General features: G+C 56.4%; 23 protein-coding genes and 1 other annotated feature. Of the genes, 17 read left to right on the top strand and 6 right to left on the bottom strand.

Annotated features, from left to right (window positions below; translation table 11 throughout):
• The first annotated feature begins 1 nt into the window (after window position 1).
• Both sltY and trpR read left to right on the top strand, forming a co-directional pair.
• Window positions 2-1939 carry a murein transglycosylase gene (gene sltY, locus P349_RS13820; protein WP_032649881.1) on the top strand — a complete coding sequence of 646 codons (1938 nt, stop codon included), beginning with the start codon at window positions 2-4 and terminating at the stop codon, window positions 1937-1939.
• Between the two features lie 55 nt (window positions 1940-1994).
• Window positions 1995-2324, top strand: a complete 330-nt coding sequence (gene trpR, locus P349_RS13825) for a trp operon repressor (RefSeq protein WP_024907404.1) — start codon at window positions 1995-1997, stop codon at window positions 2322-2324.
• On the opposite strand, the gene yjjX is transcribed toward trpR, so the two are convergent.
• Window positions 2315-2830: an inosine/xanthosine triphosphatase gene (gene yjjX, locus P349_RS13830; protein WP_032649880.1), complete on the bottom strand. Its 516-nt coding sequence runs from the start codon at window positions 2828-2830 to the stop codon at window positions 2315-2317. The genes trpR and yjjX overlap by 10 nt on opposite strands.
• Window positions 2831-2880: 50 nt before the next feature.
• Between yjjX and gpmB the strand changes: the two genes are divergently transcribed.
• Window positions 2881-3528, top strand: a complete 648-nt coding sequence (gene gpmB / locus P349_RS13835) for a 2,3-diphosphoglycerate-dependent phosphoglycerate mutase GpmB (RefSeq protein ID WP_008502057.1) — start codon at window positions 2881-2883, stop codon at window positions 3526-3528.
• Here the strand turns inward: gpmB and robA are convergent.
• Complete coding sequence (gene robA / locus P349_RS13840; RefSeq protein WP_024907406.1) at window positions 3525-4394, bottom strand: MDR efflux pump AcrAB transcriptional activator RobA; 870 nt, start codon at window positions 4392-4394, stop codon at window positions 3525-3527. The genes gpmB and robA overlap by 4 nt on opposite strands.
• Before the next feature lie 211 nt (window positions 4395-4605).
• Between robA and creA the strand changes: the two genes are divergently transcribed.
• Genes creA through creD form a run of 4 tightly spaced genes read left to right on the top strand, consistent with a single transcriptional unit; the run spans window position 4606 to window position 8613 of the window.
• The gene (creA, locus tag P349_RS13845; protein ID WP_024907407.1) at window positions 4606-5076 is read left to right on the top strand and encodes a protein CreA; all 471 of its coding nucleotides are present in this window, start codon (window positions 4606-4608) and stop codon (window positions 5074-5076) included.
• A gap of 14 nt (window positions 5077-5090) precedes the next feature.
• Window positions 5091-5780, top strand: coding sequence for a two-component system response regulator CreB (gene creB, locus P349_RS13850; RefSeq protein ID WP_032649878.1), 690 nt, complete (start codon window positions 5091-5093; stop codon window positions 5778-5780).
• Window positions 5780-7204, top strand: coding sequence for a two-component system sensor histidine kinase CreC (gene creC, locus P349_RS13855; protein ID WP_032649876.1), 1425 nt, complete (start codon window positions 5780-5782; stop codon window positions 7202-7204). The genes creB and creC overlap by 1 nt, the downstream gene beginning before the upstream one ends.
• Before the next feature lie 56 nt (window positions 7205-7260).
• Window positions 7261-8613 (top strand): cell envelope integrity protein CreD, encoded by a 1353-nt coding sequence (creD, locus tag P349_RS13860; protein WP_032649874.1) that lies wholly within the window; start codon window positions 7261-7263, stop codon window positions 8611-8613.
• A 45-nt stretch (window positions 8614-8658) separates the two neighbouring features.
• Here creD and arcA read toward each other — a convergent pair whose 3' ends face one another.
• Window positions 8659-9375, bottom strand: coding sequence for a two-component system response regulator ArcA (gene arcA, locus P349_RS13865; RefSeq protein WP_003856501.1), 717 nt, complete (start codon window positions 9373-9375; stop codon window positions 8659-8661).
• 95 nt (window positions 9376-9470) lie between these two features.
• Here arcA and yjjY point away from each other — a divergent pair, with 95 nt between their 5' ends.
• From yjjY to P349_RS13890, 7 genes are all read left to right on the top strand, one after another.
• Window positions 9471-9611 (top strand): protein YjjY, encoded by a 141-nt coding sequence (gene yjjY, locus P349_RS26300; RefSeq protein WP_085928893.1) that lies wholly within the window; start codon window positions 9471-9473, stop codon window positions 9609-9611.
• A 399-nt stretch (window positions 9612-10010) separates the two neighbouring features.
• On the top strand, window positions 10011-10697 hold the full coding sequence (locus P349_RS13870) for a tRNA/rRNA methyltransferase (RefSeq protein WP_032649873.1): 687 nt from the start codon (window positions 10011-10013) through the stop codon (window positions 10695-10697).
• 211 nt (window positions 10698-10908) lie between these two features.
• Entirely contained in the window at window positions 10909-10977 is a 69-nt protein-coding gene (gene thrL, locus P349_RS25355; RefSeq protein WP_015572623.1) for a thr operon leader peptide, read from the top strand.
• Window positions 10916-11033: a sequence feature (Thr leader region), on the top strand. (Overlaps the previous gene by 62 nt.)
• 24 nt (window positions 11034-11057) lie before the next feature.
• A complete protein-coding gene (thrA, locus tag P349_RS13875) occupies window positions 11058-13520 on the top strand; it encodes a bifunctional aspartate kinase/homoserine dehydrogenase I (RefSeq protein WP_032649870.1) in 2463 nt (820 codons plus the stop codon).
• Between the two features lies 1 nt (window position 13521).
• Window positions 13522-14451, top strand: a complete 930-nt coding sequence (gene thrB, locus P349_RS13880) for a homoserine kinase (protein ID WP_024907413.1) — start codon at window positions 13522-13524, stop codon at window positions 14449-14451.
• 3 nt (window positions 14452-14454) lie between these two features.
• On the top strand, window positions 14455-15741 hold the full coding sequence (gene thrC / locus P349_RS13885; protein WP_024907414.1) for a threonine synthase: 1287 nt from the start codon (window positions 14455-14457) through the stop codon (window positions 15739-15741).
• 245 nt (window positions 15742-15986) lie between these two features.
• The gene (locus P349_RS13890) at window positions 15987-16289 is read left to right on the top strand and encodes a DUF2502 domain-containing protein (RefSeq protein WP_032649869.1); all 303 of its coding nucleotides are present in this window, start codon (window positions 15987-15989) and stop codon (window positions 16287-16289) included.
• Window positions 16290-16321: 32 nt separating this feature from the next.
• Here the strand turns inward: P349_RS13890 and yaaA are convergent, their stop codons facing one another.
• Window positions 16322-17095 (bottom strand): peroxide stress protein YaaA, encoded by a 774-nt coding sequence (gene yaaA, locus P349_RS13895; RefSeq protein WP_032649867.1) that lies wholly within the window; start codon window positions 17093-17095, stop codon window positions 16322-16324.
• Window positions 17096-17161: 66 nt separating this feature from the next.
• Window positions 17162-18592: an alanine/glycine:cation symporter family protein gene (locus tag P349_RS13900; RefSeq protein ID WP_032649865.1), complete on the bottom strand. Its 1431-nt coding sequence runs from the start codon at window positions 18590-18592 to the stop codon at window positions 17162-17164.
• A gap of 262 nt (window positions 18593-18854) precedes the next feature.
• On the opposite strand from P349_RS13900, the gene tal reads away from it, so the two are divergent.
• From tal to P349_RS13915, 3 genes are all read left to right on the top strand, one after another.
• The gene (tal, locus tag P349_RS13905) at window positions 18855-19808 is read left to right on the top strand and encodes a transaldolase (RefSeq protein WP_024907418.1); all 954 of its coding nucleotides are present in this window, start codon (window positions 18855-18857) and stop codon (window positions 19806-19808) included.
• A gap of 110 nt (window positions 19809-19918) precedes the next feature.
• Window positions 19919-20506 carry a molybdopterin adenylyltransferase gene (mog, locus tag P349_RS13910; RefSeq protein WP_024907419.1) on the top strand — a complete coding sequence of 196 codons (588 nt, stop codon included), beginning with the start codon at window positions 19919-19921 and terminating at the stop codon, window positions 20504-20506.
• Between the two features lie 122 nt (window positions 20507-20628).
• On the top strand, window positions 20629-21951 hold the full coding sequence (locus tag P349_RS13915; RefSeq protein WP_032649864.1) for an MFS transporter: 1323 nt from the start codon (window positions 20629-20631) through the stop codon (window positions 21949-21951).
• On the opposite strand, the gene satP is transcribed toward P349_RS13915, so the two are convergent.
• The gene (gene satP, locus P349_RS13920; RefSeq protein ID WP_032649862.1) at window positions 21928-22494 is read right to left on the bottom strand and encodes an acetate uptake transporter; all 567 of its coding nucleotides are present in this window, start codon (window positions 22492-22494) and stop codon (window positions 21928-21930) included. The two genes, P349_RS13915 and satP, sit on opposite strands and share 24 nt — an antisense overlap.
• Window positions 22495-22604 lie beyond the last annotated feature (110 nt).

Below are 22604 nucleotides of genomic sequence, written 5' to 3'. Positions count from 1 at the left end.
TGTGGAAAAAGCCAAACGGGTGGTCTGGCGTCTGCTGGCTGCCAGCGTATGCGTAATGGCGGTAAGCCAGGCGGTGCATGCCGATTCACTGGATGAACAACGTAATCGCTACGCCCAGATTAAACAGGCGTGGGACAACAAGCAGATGGATACCGTGCAGGCGCTAATGCCGACGCTAAAGGATTATCCGCTGTATCCGTATCTGGAGTATCGCCAGATTACGGACGATCTGATGAACCAGCCTACCGTCACCGTGAATAACTTCATTCAGGCGAACCCGACCCTGCCGCCAGCCCGAAATCTCCAGTCTCGTTTTGTGAATGAGCTGGCGCGTCGCGAAGACTGGCGTGGACTGCTGGCGTTTAGTCCTGAAAAGCCGAACGCCACCGAAGCCCAGTGTAACTACTACTACGCGAAATGGGCGACTGGCCAGCAGGAAGAGGCCTGGGCCGGGGCGAAAGAGCTCTGGCTGACCGGGAAAAACCAACCGAACGCCTGTGATTCCCTGTTTGGCGCGTGGCGCGCATCCGGCAAGCAGGATCCGCTGTCCTACCTTGAGCGCATCCGTCTGGCGATGAAGGCCGGTAACACGCGTCTGGTGACCACGCTGGCGGGGCAGATGCCGTCCGATTACCAGACAATCTCCACCGCGGTTATCTCGCTGGCTAACGATCCGAACAGCGTGCTGACCTTTGCCCGCAGTACGGGCGCGACCGATTTTACCCGCCAGATGGCGGCGGTGGCCTTTGCCAGCGTGGCGCGTGACGACGTGGAAAACGCGCGGCTGATGATCCCGCAACTGGTGCAGGCGCAGCAGCTTAATGAGGAGCAAACCCAGGAGCTGCGCGACATCGTGGCGTGGCGACTGATGGGCACCGATGTGACCGATGAACAGGCGCGCTGGCGTGACGATGCCATTATGCGTTCGAACTCCACGTCGCTGGTGGAACGCCGCGTGCGCATGGCGCTGGGCACGGGCGATCGCCGTGGGCTGAATACCTGGCTCGCGCGGTTGCCAATGGAGGCTAAAGAGAAAGACGAATGGCGCTACTGGCAGGCCGATCTGCTGTTGGAGCGCGGTCGTGATGATGAAGCTAAAGAGATCCTCCATACGCTGATGCAGCAGCGCGGGTTCTACCCGATGGCGGCCGCGCAGCGCCTGGGCGAGGAGTATACCTTCCGCATTGATAAAGCGCCCGCTAACGCGAACCCGGCGCTGACGCAGGGGCCAGAAATGGCGCGCGTTCGCGAGCTGATGTACTGGAATATGGATAACACCGCGCGCAGCGAGTGGGCGAATCTGGTGACCAGCCGCACCACCGACGAAAAAGCCCAGCTTGCCCGCTATGCGTTTGATAACCACTGGTGGGATCTCAGCGTGCAGGCGACGATCGCCGGCAAGCTCTGGGATCATCTGGAAGAGCGTTTCCCGCTGGCGTACAAAGATCTCTTCGATCGCTATACCAGCGGCAAAGATATCCCGCAAAGCTACGCGATGGCGATTGCCCGTCAGGAGAGCGCATGGAACCCGAAAGTCCGTTCCCCGGTGGGCGCCAGCGGCCTGATGCAGATTATGCCGGGCACGGCGACGCACACGGTGAAGATGTTTAATATCCCTGGGTACAGCAGCCCGTCACAGCTTCTCGATCCGGATACCAACATCAACATCGGTACCAGCTACCTGCAGTATGTGTACCAGCAGTTCGGCAATAACCGCATCTTCTCGTCGGCGGCGTATAACGCGGGGCCTGGACGCGTGCGCACCTGGCTCGGCAACAGCGCCGGACGCATCGACGCCGTGGCGTTTGTCGAGAGCATCCCGTTCTCGGAAACGCGCGGCTACGTGAAGAACGTGCTGGCCTATGACGCCTACTATCGCTACTTCATGGGGCAGAAAGATACCCTGATGAGCGATGCCGAGTGGCAGAGACGTTACTGATCGGCGTGGGTTGTGTTATGCTGTACTCGCTAATGAGTACAAGAGGCAGCATAACATGACCCAGCATTCCCCGTATTCCTCGGCAATGGCCGAACAACGTCATCAGGAGTGGCTTCGTTTTGTGGAGCTGCTTCGCCAGTCTTACGAACAGGATCTGCATTTACCCCTGATGCAGCTGATGCTCACGCCGGACGAGCGCGAGGCGCTGGGCACGCGCGTGCGGATCATTGAAGAGTTGCTGCGCGGCGAGATGAGCCAGCGCGAGCTGAAGAATGAGCTCGGCGCGGGCATTGCAACGATCACCCGCGGCTCGAACAGCCTGAAGTCGGCGCCGGTTGAGCTGCGCCAGTGGCTCGAGTCAGTCTTATTAAGCGATCAACGATAAATCGCGTTATGGAACGGGCTTAACGCCAGGATCACCGCCTGGTGGTAAACGCCTGAACGCGTCAGCGCGCCTGCGGTAAAGACGCCAATCGCCCCTTCTTTACGACCAATCTCATCGATGCCGGTGTACTGCGACATCACCGGCCCGAGCGCTTCACCCGCACGGACTTTTTCCAGAATGATCTCCGGCAGCGGAAGGGTGGCCGAACGCGCTTCACCGCGCTGCTCGCGGCTTTCAATGACCACCCAGCTAAAGGTTGCGCCTTCGTCGATACCGGCTTCAATCGCTACCCAAAAGTCTGCATCCGGTGCCGCGGCCTTAGCGTTTGCCACGCGATTTCGTGCGCCAGCGCGCGTTTCCTCGCTGCCAAACGGCTGTTCAGGCACGCCACTCTCGACGCCGATGGCCTCAATATGGCAGGATCCTGCGCCGAAGATCTCGTCAAATGCCCTTAGAATTGCCTGAATTTTGGCAGGATTAGTGGTAGCAGAGACAACATGGTGCATAATTAAGCTCGATTCAAAAAAAACTCATCGCAGTATAACGGAAAAAAAGCATGTTACAGGTATACCTTGTTCGCCACGGTGAAACGCAGTGGAACGCCGAGCGACGTATTCAAGGCCAGTCAGACAGTCCTCTCACTGAGAAGGGTGTGCAGCAAGCGTGGCAGGTGGCGGAACGCGCCAGAACGCTGGGCATAACCCACGTGATTACCAGCGATTTAGGTCGCACACAGCAGACGGCGCGCATCATCGCGGACGCCTGCGGCTGTGACGTCATGCTTGAGCCGCGCCTGCGCGAGCTGGATATGGGCGTGCTGGAAAAACGCCATATCGATACGCTGACGGAAACGGAAGAGGGCTGGCGCCGCACGCTGGTGAACGGTACCGAAGATGGCCGTATTCCTGAGGGCGAATCCATGCAGGAGCTCAGCGTACGTATGCATGCCGCACTGGCGGAATGCCTGAAGCTCCCGGCAGGAAGCCGTCCGCTGCTGGTGAGTCACGGGATTGCGTTGGGTTGCCTGGTGAGCACCATTCTGGGGTTACCGGCTTACGCCGAGCGCCGTTTGCGTCTGCGCAACTGCTCCATTTCCCGGATTGATTATCAGGAAAGCGCGTGGCTGGCGTCAGGTTGGGTAGTGGAGATGGCAGGGGACATTTCGCATCTTGATGCCCCTGCGCTTGACGAACTGCAGCGTTAACGGCGTATCGGAATCAAGAATTCCATACGCAGATTGATTGGGCCTTCTTCCGGTTTGGCATCCTGCGCCGGGTAGTAGCGCTCAATGTCCTGACCTTTACGGCGATTCAGATTCAGCATCGGCATGCAGGTTCCGTAAACGGTCAGGATGAACTCCTGAACTCCCGTTCCCAGCCCTTCATAGGCGAACATCACGTATTCGCCGCCTTCCAGCACGACAGGCTTCGAACCCTGAATGTAGCCATTGGCCATATCCGGCGTCAGCGCGGTGGTGTAGAACACCTCCTGCTCGTCGTCTTTTTCCTGGCTCGGGTGCGTTTCGTTGAGACCATACAGAATCGGCGGGATCGCCGGCGCGTGGCTCAGGAAGTCGCGCCAGAACTGGACGCGCATCTGATGACGGAACTCGGAAATCTGCTCCAGTGAACAGGAGTAGCTCTGCGTTGTGCCGATCAGATGGGTTTCTGGCAGGGTAATAATTTCATACTTCGGCATCGCGAACTCGCCCAGACGCAGCGGCGGACGCATGCCAAACGAGCTCCAGTCAGGCGAGCGACGATAAAGCGCTGGCGTCAACGAGAACTGTTTTTTAAAGGCGCGGGTGAAGGTCTGCTGCGAATCGAAACGATATTGCAGGGCAATATCCAGAATCGGCCGCGCCGTCAGGCGCAGTGCCACAGCAGATTTTGATAAACGACGCGCGCGAATATAGGCCCCGATAGCATGACCGGTGACATCCTTGAACATCCTTTGCAGATGCCACTTGGAATAGCCTGCTTTAGCCGCCACATTATCCAGTGACAAAGGCTGGTCGAGATGACCTTCCAGCCAGGTGAGCAGGTCGCGAATAATTCCAGCCTGATCCATATACTATCCTCATCCTTAAAACAGCAGGTGCCTGATAACAGGTTAGCGGATAATAGCATTTTTTGATGTTTTAGCATTCAGTGTTTTTTTTGCGCATTCATGCTTTTTAGAGCACATTACAGGCAGATATATTCTAATCCTGTGATCTTGCTACATTTTTATCTAAAGTGTTGAATAATTGCTCAATGTAATTTTAAAGAATGGTAACAATATGAAATACAAGACTTTGATCTTCACCGCGTTGATGCTGATGGTCGGGCGCGCGGCGCAGGCTGAGCAGATTGGCTCCGTCGATACCGTGTTCAAAATGTTTGGCCCGGACCACAAAATCGTGGTGGAGGCGTTTGACGATCCGGACGTGAAAAACGTCACCTGCTACGTCAGCCGCGCGAAAACGGGCGGTATCAAAGGCGGGCTGGGACTGGCGGAAGACACCTCCGATGCGGCGATCTCGTGTCAGCAGGTGGGGCCGGTTGAGCTAAGTGATAAAATTAAAAACGGCAAAGCGCAGGGCGACGTGGTATTCCAGAAACGGACCTCGCTGGTGTTTAAAAAGCTGCAGGTGGTGCGTTTTTATGATGCCAAACGCAACACGCTGGCTTACCTCGCCTATTCCGATAAAGTGGTGGAAGGCTCGCCGAAAAACGCGATCAGCGCGGTGCCAATTATGCCTTGGCAGTAACTCAGGGATGAATCATGCAACAACCTGTGGTCTGGCTGGTTGAAGACGAAACCAGTATCGCCGATACGCTGATCTACATGCTTCAGCAGGAAGGATTCGCGGTAAAGGCGTTTGAACGCGGCTTACCCGTGCTGGAGGAGGCGCGGCGGCAGGTTCCGGCGCTTGCCATTCTGGATGTCGGGCTGCCGGACATCAGTGGATTTGAGCTTTGTCGCCGGCTGCTGGCGCAGCATCCCTCACTGCCCGTGCTGTTTCTGACGGCGCGCAGTGATGAGGTAGACAAGCTGCTTGGTCTGGAAATGGGCGCTGATGACTACGTTGCGAAACCTTTCTCCCCTCGTGAAGTCTGCGCCCGGGTGCGGACGATTTTGAGGCGCATGCAAAAATCCGCCGCACCGTCAGAAACGTTGCGTATCGGGCAGTTTGAACTGAACGAACCTGCCGCGCGGATCAGCTGGTGCGGGGAAGCACTGCCCCTGACCCGCTACGAATTCTTGCTGCTCAAAACCTTGTTACAGGCACCCGGGCGGGTCTTTTCGCGTCAGCAGCTCATGGACAAGGTATGGGGTGAAGACGGCGACAGCTTCGATCGTACCGTGGACACCCACATCAAAACCCTGCGCGCCAAGCTGCGGGCGGTGAACGAAGAACTGTCACCCATCAGCACCCATCGCGGTATGGGCTACAGTCTGGGCCTTTACTGATGCGCATTGGGATGCGGCTATTGCTGGGATACTTCCTGATCGTGGCCATCGCCGCGTGGTTTGTGCTGTCGATCTTTGTTCAGGAAGTAAAGCCCGGCGTGCGTAGGGCAACCGAGGGCACGCTAATCGATACCGCGACCCTGTTGGCCGAAATCGGACGTGATGATTTGCTTTCGGGTCACGCGCAGCAGGGCAAGCTGGCACAGGCCTTTTCCCAGCTTCATCAGCGCCCTTTCCGCGCCAATATCGGCGGGATCCATAAAGTGCGTAACGAGTATCACGTCTACATGACCGATGCGCAGGGCAGGGTCGTGTTTGATTCCGCCGGTCTGGCCGTGGGGCAAGATTATTCGCGCTGGAACGATGTCTGGCTGACGCTTCGCGGCGAATACGGCGCGCGCAGTACCCAGAGCCATCCCGACGATCCGGAGAGTACGGTGATGTATGTTGCCGCGCCGGTTGTGGATCAGGGCAAGATTATCGGCGTGCTGTCGGTGGGGAAACCGAACAGCGCGATGGCGCCGGTGATTCACCGCAGCGAGCGAAGGATCCTGTGGGCTGGCGGGGCGCTGCTCGGCATTGCCCTGCTGATTGGCCTCGTTGTGGCATGGTGGATCAATCGATCTATCGGTACGTTATCGCGCTATGCCGACTCGGTGACCACGGATACACCTCTCCCGCTGCCTAATCCTGGCAGCAGCGAACTGCACAAGCTGGCCCAGGCGCTGGAGAATATGCGCATTCGCCTTGAAGGGAAAAACTACATTGAACGCTATGTCCATGCGCTGACCCACGAGCTGAAAAGCCCCATCGCCGCCATACGCGGCGCGGCAGAAATTCTCTCCGAGCAGCCACCGCCGCAAGTGGCCGCGCGGTTTATCGATAATATTCTGGTGCAAAACGCGCGCATGCAGTCTCTGGTTGAAAAACTGCTCACTCAGGCGCGGCTTGAAAATCGGGTCGAGATTACGCCTCAGACCGTCCGCGTCGATCTGCTGTTTACGCGGCTTGCCGATGCGCGCTCGGCGGTGCTGGCGGCAAAAGAGATTGCGCTGACCCTCCAGCCCGCTTCGCTTCATGTGGAAGGCGATCCCGACCTCCTCGAACAGGCACTCGGCAATTTGCTGGATAACGCTATCGATTTTACCCCGCAGGTCGGTGCCATTGAACTGGCGGCCCGGGAGGAGCACGGGCAGATACAGCTTCTCGTCACCGACAGCGGAAGCGGGATCCCGGATTACGCGCTGGAGCGAATTTTTGAGCGTTTTTATTCCCTGCCGCGCGAGAACGGGTTGAAGAGCAGCGGGCTCGGGCTGGCGTTTGTCCAGGAGGTGGCGCGTCTGCATCAGGGAGAGATTACATTGCGTAATCGTGATGAAGGCGGCGTGATGGCCACGCTGACACTTCACCGTCCCTTCACATAACTTCAAACTGACCCCACACAGCCTGGTTACGCTCTCCTCATCACAAAGGAGACGTAATGATGAAATCCCCCCTGTTCTGGAAAGTCAGCACCCTGCTGGGGTGCATCCTGCTGCTGTTAGTCCCGCTTTTTATGGTCAGTAACCTGATATCAGAGCGGGAGAGCTACCGCAACGATGTCGAAAATACGCTTCGTCAGAGTACCAGCGGACCGCAAAAGCTGGTCGGTCCGATGATTGCGATTCCGATGACGGAGATCTTTTACAAGATAGAGGATGAGAAGAAGGTCGAGTACAAGAAAAGCTATATGCACTTCATTCTGCCGGAATCTCTGGTTGTGGAAGGGAACCAGCGCGTGGAGTCCCGCAATATTGGCATCTATGACGGGCAAATCTGGAACACTGACCTGAAGATCAAAGCGCAGTTTAATACCGACGAGCTGAAGCAGCTGAAAGGGGAAACGATCGCGACAGGGCAGCCGTTTATCGTGACGGGCGTTGGCGACGCGCGGGGCATTGGCACGGTCAGTATCTCTAAAATCAATGGTGAGACGCTAAGCGTGGAACCCGGTTCAGGCGTCTACGGGGCGCTTGCGGGGATCCACATCCCGCTGACCGACAAAGCGCTGGAAGCCAAAACGTTTACGCTTGAGATGTCCCTCAGTCTGGCGGGAACCGGCAGTTTTGCGGTGGTACCGGTAGGGCGTAATAGCGAAATGATGCTCACCAGCAACTGGCCGCATCCGGGTTTTATGGGCGATTATCTCCCTGTTAAGCATCAGATTGGCGAGTCTGGTTTCCAGGCGAACTGGCAGAGCAGCTGGTTTGCAAATAACCTTGAGAGCTGGTTCTACGACAAGGAGTCGCCGGAGTGGGAGGCGCTCCCGGCCTTTAGCGTCACGGTAGCCACGCCCGCCGATCAGTATCAGCTGACTGACCGTGCGATCAAGTACGCTATTTTGCTGATTGCGCTGACGTTTATGGCCTTCTTTGTCTTCGAAACCTTAACCGGATTACGCCTTCACCCGATGCAGTATCTGCTGGTGGGGCTGTCGCTGGTCCTGTTCTATCTGGTGCTGCTGGCGCTGTCTGAACACGTCGGGTTTACGCCAGCCTGGGTTGTTGCAAGCCTGGTTGGCGCAGCGATGAACGGAATGTACCTGCAGGCCGTGCTGAAAAGCTGGAAACGCAGCGGGCTGTTTGTACTGGCACTGCTCGGGCTGGATGTCGTGATGTGGTTCCTGCTGCGCTCGGAGGACAGCGCGCTGCTGTTGGGGTCAGCGGTTCTCGCGCTGGCGCTGTTCGCCGTGATGTACCTGACCCGGCATTTCGACTGGTACTCGCTCTCTCAGCCGAAGCGACCTGAGCCACCCGCAGAGCCTGATAACGACACGATGCGGATCTGGAAATAAAAAAAACGGCGCAAATGCGCCGTTTTTTAATGCGTTAACTGCGGATTACTCCTGCAGATCGCCGCAGAAACGGTACCCTTCGCCGTGGATCGTGGCGATGATTTCCGGCGTATCTGGCGTAGATTCGAAGTGCTTACGAATACGACGGATGGTCACGTCTACGGTACGGTCGTGCGGTTTCAGCTCACGGCCGGTCATTTTCTTCAGCAGCTCTGCACGGGACTGAATTTTGCCCGGGTTTTCGCAGAAGTGCAGCATCGCGCGGAATTCACTGCGCGGCAGTTTATACTGCTCACCGTTCGGGCTAATCAGTGAACGGCTATTGATATCAAGTTCCCAGCCGTTGAATTTGTAGCTATCTACGCTACGACGCTCTTCGCTGACCGTACCCAGGTTCATGGTGCGGGATAGCAGGTTGCGTGCACGAATGGTTAACTCGCGAGGATTGAACGGCTTGGTGATGTAGTCATCCGCACCGATTTCCAAGCCAAGAATTTTATCAACTTCGTTATCACGGCCCGTCAGGAACATTAACGCGACGTTCGCCTGCTCGCGCAGTTCGCGCGCCAGTAGAAGACCGTTTTTGCCCGGCAGGTTAATATCCATGATCACCAGGTTGATATCATTTTCAGAAAGGATCTGATGCATCTCTGCGCCATCGGTCGCTTCAAAGACATCGTAGCCTTCTGCTTCGAAAATGCTCTTTAACGTGTTGCGTGTTACCAACTCGTCTTCAACGATAAGAATGTGCGGGGTCTGCATGTTTGCTACCTAAATTGCCAACTAAATCGAAACAGGAAGTACAAAAGTCCCTGACCTGCCTGATGCATGTCGCAAATTAACATGATCGGCTTAACGTGACTAAAGTACGTAATTGCGTTCTTGATGCACTTTCCATCAACGTCAACAACATCATTAGCTTGGTCTTGGGTACTTTCCCTTTGGACCCGACAGTGTCAAAAACGGCTGTCATCCTAACCATTTTAACAGCAACATAACAGGCTAAGTGACACCAGACACCCAATAAAACTACGCTTCGTTGACATATATCAAGTTCAATTGTAGCACGTTAACAGTTTGATGAAATCATCGTAGCCGAATGCTAGCCTTTGTCACAATTTTTCAATAAACCAACTAGTTGCGGACATTGATTTATAAACGAAGCGAATCCAATCAGAATAGGGTATTCATGCCGCTATTACCATTATAAAACATAAGGATAATAGTGTTCTGTTAACATTCTAACTGATTGTTCAGACACAGAATAGTTTAGCGTTTTTAATTTGTTATGAAACGCTATTTCGGTGATTTGTGTTGCAATTTTGTAAATTCGCGCTGCGTAATATGTTGAAGCGCATCACATTTTTACCCGCTAACTGATTAAAAAGAGAGCATAAATGCATCTGTCGATTGTACTGGTTGCCCCAGCCAGAGCAGAAAATATAGGCGCAGCGGCGCGTGCCATGAAGACCATGGGTTTTACCGATTTACGTATCGTGGACAGCACGGCCCACCTGGAGCCAGCGGCCCGTTGGGTGGCGCACGGATCGGGAGATATTCTCGATAATATAACCACTTACGCTACACTTGCCGATGCGCTGCACGATATTTCGTTTACCGTCGCAACCACGGCGCGCAGCCGGGCGAAGTTTCACTACTATGCCACGCCAGCGGAGCTGGTGCCGATGCTGAGCGAGAAAAGCCAGTGGCTGGAGAAAGCGGCGCTGGTGTTTGGGCGTGAAGATTCCGGGCTGACCAATGAAGAACTGGAACTGGCGGATGTGCTGACAGGCGCGCCGATGGTTGCAGATTACCCTTCTCTCAATTTAGGCCAGGCGGTGATGGTCTATTGCTATCAATTAGCATCCTTAATACAAATTCCGCAGTCGCCTGTTACAGGTTCCGATGAAAACCAGCTGGCTGCACTTCGCGCGCGCGTGGAAAACCTGCTCATGCAACTGGGTGTGGCAGACGATCAAAAAATGGTCGACTGGTTACAGCAGCGTTTGGGCCGTCTTGAGCAACGCGACACGGCAATGCTGCACCGTTTGCTGCACGATATTGAAAAAAAATTGGCCGAGTAAAGTGCTGTCATATATTTTTATTATGGTGTAATCATCTGATGCTAAGGGTTGCTTTTGGGGTATTCGGATGAAAATAAATCCGACGGCAGCGGGACGTGAGAGTCTCCCGAATTGTGATCAAATTAAAAATTCGTTGACTTAAGGTGCCCGATCCTTTAACCCTAAAAGAATACAGCACAGACAGATAATAATGACAGAGTACACAACATCCATGAAACGCATCAGCATCACCACCATTACCACAACCATCATCATTACCACAGGTAACGATGCGGGCTGACGCGTACAGGAAAAACAAAAAAAAGCCCGCACCTAGACAGTGCGGGCTTTTTTTTCGGCTAAAGGAAACGAGGTAGAACCATGCGAGTGTTGAAGTTCGGCGGTACATCAGTGGCAAATGCAGAACGTTTTCTGCGTGTTGCCGATATCCTGGAAAGCAACGCCAGGCAGGGGCAGGTTGCGACCGTGCTCTCTGCCCCGGCAAAAATCACGAACCATCTGGTGGCGATGATTGAAAAAACCATCGGTGGCCAGGATGCACTCCCGAACATCAGCGACGCAGAGCGTATCTTCGCTGACCTGCTGCAAGGGCTGGCAGAGGCGCTGCCTGGCTTCCCGCACGCTCAGCTGAAGTCTTTCGTTGAGCAGGAATTTGCCCAAATCAAACACGTCCTGCACGGCATCAGCCTTCTCGGCCAGTGTCCGGACAGCATCAACGCGGCGCTGATCTGCCGGGGCGAAAAACTCTCTATCGCCATCATGGCGGGCGTGCTGGAAGCGCGCGGCCATAGCGTGACCGTGATCGATCCCGTTGAAAAACTGCTGGCGGTGGGCCACTACCTCGAATCCACCGTTGATATTGCCGAATCAACCCGCCGTATCGCCGCCAGCAAAATTCCGTCTGACCATATGATCCTGATGGCTGGCTTCACCGCCGGTAACGAGAAGGGCGAGCTGGTGGTGCTGGGCCGTAACGGCTCCGACTATTCCGCCGCCGTGCTGGCCGCCTGTTTACGCGCAGACTGTTGTGAGATCTGGACTGACGTCGACGGCGTCTATACCTGCGACCCGCGCCAGGTACCGGACGCCAGGCTGCTGAAGTCGATGTCGTACCAGGAAGCAATGGAGCTTTCCTACTTCGGCGCCAAAGTGCTTCACCCGCGTACCATCTCCCCGATTGCCCAGTTCCAGATCCCTTGCCTGATTAAAAATACCGGTAACCCGCAGGCGCCGGGTACGCTGATTGGCGCGAGCACCGATGAGGACGGTCTGCCGGTGAAAGGCATCTCCAACCTCAACAACATGGCGATGTTCAGCGTCTCCGGTCCGGGGATGAAGGGGATGGTCGGCATGGCGGCGCGCGTGTTTGCGGCCATGTCCCGCAACGGTATCTCTGTTGTGCTGATCACCCAGTCCTCTTCCGAATACAGCATCAGCTTCTGCGTGCCGCAGGCCGACTGCCTGCGCGCCCGCCGCGCGCTGGAGGAAGAGTTCTATCTGGAGCTGAAAGAAGAGCTGCTGGAGCCGCTCGCGATTCAGGAGCGTCTGGCGATCATCTCCGTGGTGGGCGACGGTATGCGTACCCTGCGCGGTATCTCCGCCAAGTTCTTTGCCGCACTGGCGCGCGCCAATATCAATATCGTGGCGATTGCCCAGGGCTCGTCTGAGCGTTCAATTTCTGTTGTCGTGGACAACGATGACGCGACCACTGGCGTACGCGTGGTCCACCAGATGCTGTTCAATACCGACCAGGTTATCGAGCTGTTCCTGATTGGCGTCGGCGGCGTCGGCGGCGCGTTGCTGGAGCAGGTTAAGCGTCAGCAGGAATGGCTGAAGAAGAAACACATCGACCTGCGCGTCTGCGGGATCGCGAATTCCAAAGCGCTGCTGACCAACGTCCACGGCCTGAACCTGGAAAACTGGCAGGCCGAGATGAAGGAGGCGAAAGAGCCGTTCAACCTGGGCCGCCTGATCCGTCTGGTAAAAGAGTATCACCTGCTTAACCCGGTCATCGTCGACTGCACCTCGAACCAGGCGGTGGCCGATCAGTACGCGGACTTCCTGCGCGAAGGTTTCCACGTGGTGACGCCGAACAAAAAGGCCAACACCTCGTCGATGGATTACTATCACCAGCTGCGTCTGGCAGCGAGCAAGTCGCGCCGCAAGTTCCTGTACGACACCAACGTTGGGGCAGGCCTGCCGGTTATCGAGAACCTGCAGAACCTGCTTAACGCGGGCGACGAACTGCAGCGTTTCTCCGGCATTCTCTCCGGCTCGCTGTCGTTTATCTTCGGCAAGCTGGATGAGGGGATGAGCCTCTCGGAAGCCACCCGCGCCGCGCGCGAGCTGGGCTATACCGAGCCGGATCCGCGTGACGACCTTTCCGGTATGGACGTGGCGCGCAAGCTGCTGATCCTCGCGCGTGAAACGGGCCGCGAGCTTGAGCTTTCGGATATCGTGATTGAGCCTGTCCTGCCGGCAGAATTTGACAGCAGCGGTGATGTCGCTGCCTTTATGGCCAGTTTGCCGCAGCTTGACGACGCGTTTGCCGCGCGCGTTGCAAAAGCCCGTGATGAAGGTAAGGTATTGCGCTATGTTGGCAACATTGAAGAAGATGGCGTGTGCCGGGTGAAGATTGCCGAAGTGGATGGCAACGACCCGCTGTACAAAGTCAAAAACGGCGAAAACGCCCTCGCGTTTTACAGCCACTATTATCAGCCACTGCCGCTGGTGCTTCGCGGCTATGGCGCAGGGAACGATGTTACGGCGGCGGGTGTGTTTGCCGATCTGCTGCGTACCCTGTCATGGAAGTTAGGAGTTTAACATGGTCAAAGTTTATGCCCCGGCTTCCAGCGCGAATATGAGCGTCGGATTTGACGTGCTGGGTGCGGCGGTGACGCCGGTGGATGGTTCGCTGCTGGGCGATACGGTTACGGTGGAAGCGGCAGACAGCTTCAGCCTGAACAACGTGGGCCGCAACGCCTGCAAACTGCCGTCTGAGCCGCGCGAAAATATCGTCTATCAGTGCTGGGAACGCTTCTGTCAGGAGATCGGCAAAAACGTGCCGGTTGCCATGACGCTGGAAAAAAGTATGCCGATCGGCTCAGGTCTGGGCTCCAGCGCCTGCTCGGTGGTCGCCGCGCTGGTGGCGATGAACGAGCACTGCGGCAAGCCGCTGAACAACAACCGCCTGCTGGGGTTAATGGGCGAGCTGGAAGGGCGCATCTCCGGCAGCATTCACTATGACAACGTGGCGCCGTGCTTCCTCGGCGGCATGCAGCTGATGATCGAAGAAAATGGCATCATCAGCCAGCAGGTGCCAGGGTTTGATGAGTGGCTGTGGGTGCTGGCCTATCCGGGTATCAAGGTTTCAACCGCGGAAGCGCGTGCGATCCTGCCCGCGCAGTATCGTCGTCAGGACTGTATTGCCCACGGGCGTCATCTGGCGGGCTTTATCCACGCCTGCTACACCCGCCAGCCGCAGCTGGCGGCCAAACTGATGAAGGACGTCATTGCCGAGCCGTACCGCACGAAGCTGCTGCCCGGCTTTAACGAGGCGCGACAGGCATCGATGGATATTGGCGCGCAGGCGTGCGGCATCTCCGGCTCCGGGCCGACGCTGTTCGCCCTGTGCGACAAGCCTGATACCGCGCAGCGCGTGGCGGACTGGCTCTCTAAACACTACCTGCAAAATCAGGAAGGCTTTGTTCATATTTGCCGTCTGGACACGGCTGGCGCACGAGTACTGGGATAATCAATGAAACTCTATAACCTTAAAGATCATAACGAGCAGGTCAGCTTCGCGCAGGCAGTCACTCAGGGACTGGGCAAAAACCAGGGGCTGTTCTTCCCGCATGACCTGCCGGAATTCCACCTGACCGACATCGACGAACTGCTGAAGCAGGACTTTGTCACCCGCAGCACTAAAATTCTTTCGGCGTTTATCGGCGACGAAATCCCGCAGGAGCTGCTGGAAGAGCGTGTGCGTGCGGCGTTCGCTTTCCCGGCACCGGTGAAGCAGGTGGAGCCTGACGTTGGCTGCCTGGAGCTGTTCCACGGCCCGACCCTGGCGTTCAAAGACTTCGGCGGCCGCTTTATGGCGCAAATGCTGACCCACATCAGCGGCGACAAGCCGGTGACCATCCTGACCGCGACCTCCGGGGATACCGGTGCGGCGGTGGCGCACGCGTTCTACGGCCTGAAAAACGTCCGCGTGGTGATCCTCTATCCGAAAGGCAAAATCAGCCCGCTGCAGGAAAAACTGTTCTGTACGCTCGGCGGCAACATTGAAACCGTGGCAATTGACGGTGATTTCGATGCCTGTCAGGCGCTGGTCAAGCAGGCCTTCGACGACGAAGAGCTGAAGGTGGCCCTGGGTCTGAACTCTGCCAACTCTATCAACATCAGCCGTCTGCTGGCGCAGATCTGCTACTACTTCGAAGCGGTGGCGCAGCTGCCGCAGGAAGCGCGTAACCAGCTGGTGATCTCCGTGCCGAGCGGTAACTTTGGTGACCTGACGGCTGGCCTGCTGGCGAAATCCCTGGGTCTGCCGGTGAAACGCTTTATCGCCGCCACCAACGCTAACGACACCGTGCCGCGCTTCCTGAAAGACGGGAAGTGGGCGCCGAACGCCACGCAGGCAACGCTCTCTAACGCCATGGACGTGAGCCAGCCGAACAACTGGCCGCGCGTGGAAGAGCTGTTCCGCCGTAAGATCTGGCGTCTGGGCGATCTGGGTTACGCCGCGGTGACGGATGAAACCACCAAAGCGACCATGCGCGAGCTGAAGGCGGTGGGGTATACCTCTGAACCGCATGCGGCGATTGCTTACCGCGCGCTGCGCGACCAGCTTAACCCGGGTGAATATGGCCTGTTCCTGGGCACCGCGCATCCGGCGAAGTTTAAAGAGAGCGTGGAAGCGATCCTGGGCGAAACGCTGCCGCTGCCGAAAGAGCTGGCCGAGCGTGCCGACCTGCCGCTGCTGTCACATGAGCTGCCGGCAGACTTTGCCGCGCTGCGTAAGCTGATGATGACCCGAGCATAATTTTTGTCGGGTGCGGCTACGCCTTACCCGACCTACAACGGCTCAGAAAGTAGGCCGGGTAAGGCGAAGCCGCCACCCGGCTTTTTTGTGAAGAAATTAAGGAGAAAAATAGCAGGGAAAAAGCAGAAATTCCCAATAAATGCGGTCACTTAGCGTTTAGGATTGCAGAGAATAACATCCCCCGTTCCCCTCGCGTACTCTCCTTACATCGGCCCACGTTGGGCAAAGATAATAAGGAGTCACCGATGTCTACACTGAAACCTGTGCTGATTGCGCTTTCACTGATGCTGGTCGCTCCCATAGCGGTACAGGCATCTGAAATCACCCTTGTGCCTGCGGTCAAACTGCAGATTGGCGACCAGGATAATAACGGTCACTACTGGGACGGCGGCCGCTGGCGCGACCACGACTGGTGGAAAGCGCATTATGACTGGCGCGATAATCACTGGCGTCCGCATGATGAGCATCGTAAACATGACGATCGCCATGATGACCATCACCACGATGACCACCGCGACGATCGCGGCCCGGACTGGAAACACCATTAATGCAAAACCCCGCCAGCTGGCGGGGTTTGTTTTTACTGCTCGTGGCGCTTAAACACCAGCTCGCCTTTCCCTGACGACGTCTCGTCAAAGAAATAGCCTTCGCTGTTGAAGGCGGTCAGCTGCTCCGGCTTTGTCAGACGGTTCTGGATGATGTAGCGGCTCATCAGGCCACGCGCTTTCTTGGCGTAGAAGCTGATCACCTTGAACTTACCGTTCTTCTCGTCGAGGAACACCGGTTTGATAATCTCTGCATCCAGCTTTTTCGGTTTCACCGACTTGTAGTATTCATCGGATGCCAGGTTAATCACCACGTTATCGCCCTGAGCGCGCAGTGCCGCGTTCAGCTTATCGGTGATGATATCGCCCCAGAAATGGTACAGATCTTTGCCTTTGGCATTCTCCAGACGAATCCCCATCTCCAGACGATAGGGCTGCATCAGATCCAGCGGGCGCAGTACGCCGTACAGACCCGACAGCATGCGCAGATGCTGCTGGGCAAAATCGAAATCGGCTTCGCTAAAATCTTCCGCCTGCAGGCCGGTATAGACATCGCCTTTAAACGCCAGAATCGCCTGGCGAGCGTTAGCCGGGGTGAAATCCGGGTGCCACTCGTGAAAGCGGGTCGCGTTAAGGTCTGCCAGCTTGTCGCTGATGCTCATCAGCGAGGCGATTTGCGGTGCAGAGAGCTTGCGCGCTTCGCGGATCAGCTGTTGCGAGTAGTCCAGCAGTTCAGGCTGGGTATAGCGCTCGGTGGCGAGTTGGCTCTGGTAGTCGAGCGTTTTTGCAGGTGAAATCAGAATCAGCATATCCAGTCCTTGCAGGAAATTTAGAGCGACTTTAGCAAAAAATCGCCCCGAATTGATCGATAGCTGTTATTGCCGCGGCAAATCATCCCACGTGCCCGGGGCAAGCTGCGCCTTAATATCGGGATAGCGGGCGGGATCAAATACCGGCGGAACACCCAGTTTGCGCTGACGAAGATAGTCTCTGGCAATCAGGGTCACCACGGGTGAGAGCAGCAGGATTGCCGTGAGGTTAGTGATCGCCATCAGCGCCATAATGATATCGGCCAGTTGCCAGACCAGCGGCATACTGAGCAGGGAGCCTGCTATCACCATCAGGACGACCCCGAGACGCAGGGTTCCGATTGCAGCGCGGGAGTCGAGCTTCAGGAAAATAAGGTTATTTTCGGCGTAGAGGTAATTCACCACTATTGAGCTGAAGGCAAACAAGATCAGGATGAGCGAGACAAACCCTGCACCCCAGCCGCCGGTCAGGTTCACCAGCGCCTGCTGGAGAAGCTGTATCCCGGCGGTTCCTGAGGAATGCGGGACGGGGCCTGCCAGCAGCAAAATCATGGCGCTGGCGGAACAGATGATAATGGTATCGGTAAAGACGCCAATCATCTGCACAATGCCTTGTGCGGCCGGGTGCGGCGGCCAGGAAGAGGCGGCGGCGGCCGCGTTGGGGGTTGACCCCATACCGGCTTCATTGGAGAACATGCCCCGCTGAAAGCCCGCCATCAGCGCCTGGCTGAAGGTGTAGCCCAGCGCCCCGGAGGCCACTTCGCGCCAGCCAAAGGCGCTTTTGACGATGGTGGCAATCACGCCCGGCACCTGGTCGAGATGCAGTGCGGCAACAAACAGGCTCGCGGCAACCCAGAGCAACGCCATAATGGGCACCAGCCACTGCATCAGGCGGGCGATGCCCTTAAGACCGGCAGAAATGGTGAGCAGAACGAGGAGGGCTAAAGCAATACCGGCGACCCACTCCGGGCAGGAGAAGGCGTAGCTCAGGGCATTGGCGACAGAATTTGCCTGGACGGTATTAAAAATGAGGCCGTACGCGAGCAGTAAAAAAACCGAGAACAGGACGCCCATCCAGCGCATCCCCAGGCCACGCGCCATGTACCAGGCAGGACCACCGCGAAACTGGCCGTGCTTATCTTTCTCTTTGTAGAGTTGTGCAAGCGAACTTTCGGCAAAGGAGGTGGCCATTCCGAGTAGCGCCGTCACCCACATCCAGAAGACCGCGCCTGGCCCACCGGCGCTGATGGCCAGCGCAACGCCCGCCAGATTGCCGCTGCCGAGACGCGCTGCCAGGCTGGTACAGAGTGCCTGGAACGACGTTAATCCACCCGGCTGGGGCGTAACGCTGTTTTTCAGACTTCTGCCAAACTTGCGAATATAGCGAAACTGGATAAACCCACTGCGTAGCGTAAACCAAATACCTGCTCCCAGAAGCAGGTAAATCATTATCGAACCCCAGAGGACTTCGTTAATAAAGAAAAAGAAATCAGGCATTAACGTCCCTCTTGTTGATGCCAATGTGAATATGTAAGCGCTACCACTGATTGGGCATGCTGTTGCTTAGCAGCCTGTTAATCTTCCGAGTTTACCATACTCTGCCTAAGCGCACTGTCTGCGGTTGCGCTACCCCTCCGTCGTGTTATCATCAGGGCAGACCGGTTACATCCCCCTAACAAGTAAACCTGTCATTTTTCCGCTGCAGGCATGCTGTCGGTAGCGTGAATTATCCAGGGCACGTTAAAAGAGAAACACTATCATGACGGATAAATTGACCTCCCTTCGTCAGTTCACCACTGTCGTAGCTGACACCGGAGATATCGCGGCAATGAAGCTGTACCAGCCGCAGGATGCCACAACCAACCCTTCTCTGATCCTTAACGCCGCACAGATCCCTGAGTATCGCAAACTGATTGACGACGCAGTGACCTGGGCGAAAGCGCAGAGCAACGACCGCGCGCAGCAGGTTGTGGATGCCACCGACAAACTGGCAGTGAACATCGGTCTGGAAATCCTGAAACTGGTTCCTGGCCGTATCTCTACCGAAGTGGATGCGCGTCTCTCCTACGACACCGAAGCGTCTATCGCCAAAGCGAAACGTCTGATCAAAATGTACAACGACGCGGGCATCAGCAACGACCGTATCCTGATCAAACTGGCTTCTACCTGGCAGGGTATTCGCGCGGCAGAGCAGCTGGAAAAAGACGGTATCAACTGTAACCTGACCCTGCTGTTCTCCTTCGCGCAGGCGCGTGCATGTGCAGAAGCAGGCGTATACCTGATTTCTCCGTTCGTGGGCCGTATTCTGGACTGGTACAAAGCCAACACCGATAAGAAAGAGTACGCACCGGCTGAAGATCCAGGCGTGATTTCTGTGACTGAAATCTACGAATACTACAAACAGCACGGCTATGAGACTGTGGTTATGGGAGCAAGCTTCCGTAACGTCGGTGAAATCATCGAGCTGGCTGGCTGTGACCGCCTGACCATCGCGCCTGCGCTGCTGAAAGAGCTGGCAGAAAGCGAAGGTACTCTGGAGCGTAAACTGTCTTACACCGGTGAAGTGAAAGCACGCCCAGAGCGCATCACGGAATCCGAGTTCCTGTGGCAGCACAACCAGGATCCAATGGCGGTAGACAAACTGGCGGACGGTATCCGTAAGTTTGCTGTTGACCAGGGCAAACTGGAAAAAATGATCGGCGACCTGCTGTAATCATTCTGCGTGACCGGGCTCCCGGTCACGCGACTTCTTTCGTCCCCTGTCTGAATCTCCTCTCTGCGTGTATCATTCCCTTTAATCAGTACTCTTTGAATGGAATGGATATGAATACCTTACGCATCGGCTTAGTGTCGATTTCTGACCGCGCCTCCAGCGGTGTTTACCAGGATAAAGGCATCCCCGCTCTGGAAGCGTGGTTGAGCAGCGCGCTGACCACCCCCTTTGACATTCAGACCCGCCTGATCCCTGACGAACAGCCGATCATCGAGCAGACGCTTTGCGAACTGGTGGATGAGATGAGCTGCCACCTTGTTCTGACGACGGGCGGAACCGGCCCCGCGCGCCGCGACGTGACGCCGGACGCGACGCTGGCGATTGCCGATCGTGAAATGCCTGGCTTCGGCGAACAGATGCGCCAGATCAGTCTACACTTTGTTCCGACGGCCATTCTTTCCCGCCAGGTGGGGGTGATCCGCAAGCAGGCGTTGATCCTGAACCTGCCGGGCCAGCCGAAGTCGATTAAAGAGACGCTGGAAGGGCTGAAAGCAGAAGATGGCAGCGTCCTGGTTCATGGCATCTTTGCAAGTGTACCGTATTGTATACAGCTGCTTGACGGTCCCTATGTGGAAACCGATGAGAAAGTGGTAGCAGCTTTTCGCCCGAAAAACGCACGTCGCGAAACAATCTCCTGAAATTAACCAATATGTGACATTAGCTGAAGCGGCGATAGCGTGGTGAAGCTTTTACGGTATAGTAATTTTTTCTTTACGAATGCTGTAAAAATAAATCCACAACACACGCACAATGGTTCGCTATGTCACATAACACCCGACCTCTGAATCGACAGGACTACAAAACCCTCACGCTCGCGGCCTTAGGCGGCGCGCTGGAGTTTTACGACTTTATCATCTTCGTCTTCTTCGCCGCCGTGGTGGGAGAACTCTTCTTCCCGGCGGATATCCCGGAATGGCTGCGTCAGGTGCAAACCTTCGGCATTTTTGCCGCCGGGTATCTGGCGCGTCCGCTGGGCGGCATTATCATGGCCCACTTTGGCGATCTGGTCGGGCGCAAGAAGATGTTTACCCTTAGCATCCTGCTGATGGCCGTGCCGACGCTGGCCATTGGTTTGCTACCTACCTATGCCTCGATGGGCATTCTCGCGCCGTTGCTGCTGTTGCTGATGCGCGTCCTGCAGGGGGCGGCGATTGGCGGTGAAGTGCCGGGCGCGTGGGTGTTTGTCGCGGAGCATGTTCCGGCGCGCCGCATTGGTATCGCCTGCGGAACCTTAACGGCGGGGCTGACGGTCGGGATCCTGCTCGGCTCGGTGGTCGCAACAATTGTGAATACCAGCATGACGCAGCAGGCCGTGCACGACTGGGGCTGGCGTATTCCGTTCCTGCTGGGCGGAGCGTTTGGTCTGGTCGCGATGTACCTGCGCCGCTGGCTGCAGGAGACGCCGATTTTCCTCGAGATGCAGCAGCGCAAAGCGCTGGCGCAGGAGCTGCCGGTGAAGGCGGTTGTGGTACGCCATAAAAAAGCGGTGGTGGTATCGATGCTGCTGACCTGGCTGCTCTCGGCGGGCATTGTGGTGGTGATATTGATGTCCCCGGTCTGGCTGCAAAAGCAGTACGGTTTCGCCCCTGCTGTGACGCTACAGGCGAACAGTATCGCGACAATCATGCTCTGCTTTGGCTGTCTGGCCGCCGGGCTGGCGGCGGATCGTTTTGGTGCCAGCGTTACCTTTATCATCGGTAGCCTGCTACTGGCCGCATCAAGCTGGGCGTTTTACCATCTTGCGGGCAGCCATCCTGAACAGCTGTTCCTGCTGTACGGCGTGGTAGGGCTGTGCGTGGGCGTAGTGGGGGCTGTGCCTTACGTCATGGTGCGAGCTTTCCCACCGGAAGTTCGTTTCACCGGGATCTCGTTCTCTTACAACGTGTCGTATGCCATTTTCGGCGGGCTGACGCCGATTGCGGTCACCGTGCTGATGGGCGTGTCTCCCCTGGCTCCGGCCTGGTACGTGCTGGCGCTGTCGGTGATGGGGCTGGTATTAGGATTTTGGCTTCGTCAGGCGGGGGAATGTCGTGCCCGCGAGGCGGGCACGACAGAGGGATCAGTGTTTTTCACCAATCGGTAAAACGGTGCGGTCAAACTGCTCGTTCAGCACTTCACCCATTGCCAGGTAGATAGCGCTTGCGCCGCAAACCAGACCAATCCAGCCTGCAACATGAACGATGCCTTCGTTATCCACCAGATGACCAATCGCCAGCAGGGCGAACAGCACGGTCAGGCTCAGGAAAACGAACTGCAGCATGCGGTTACCTTTCAGGGTACCGAAGAACATGAACAGGGTGAAGATGCCCCACAGGCCCAGGTAAACGCCCAGGAAGTGGGCGTTTGCCGCGTCTGCCATGCCCATTTTAGGCAGCAGCAGAATGGCAACCAGAGTCAGCCAGAAAGAACCGTAAGAGGTGAATGCGGTTAAGCCGAAGGTATTGCCTTTCTTATATTCCAGCAGGCCCGCGAAGATTTGCGCGATACCGCCGTAAAAAATGCCCATCGCCAGGATGATGCCATCCATCGGGAACATCCCGATATTGTGCAGGTTCAGCAGGATAGTGGTCATGCCAAAACCCATCAGGCCCAGCGGAGCCGGATTAGCCAACTTAGTGTTGCCCATAAGTCCTCAAAAAAATCATCATTAATATGGTGAAATGGTTAAACCCGCGTCAGTTCTCCCTGACTGGGCGCGGCATCATAATGGGCGCAATCGATGGCGTCTATGATCTC

Source organism: Enterobacter sp. DC4 (assembly GCF_000568095.1).
Taxonomy (GTDB): Bacteria; Pseudomonadota; Gammaproteobacteria; order Enterobacterales; family Enterobacteriaceae; genus Enterobacter; species Enterobacter pseudoroggenkampii.
Note: the sequence above shows the minus strand (reverse complement) of the source record. Positions and strands in the feature narration are given on the sequence as shown.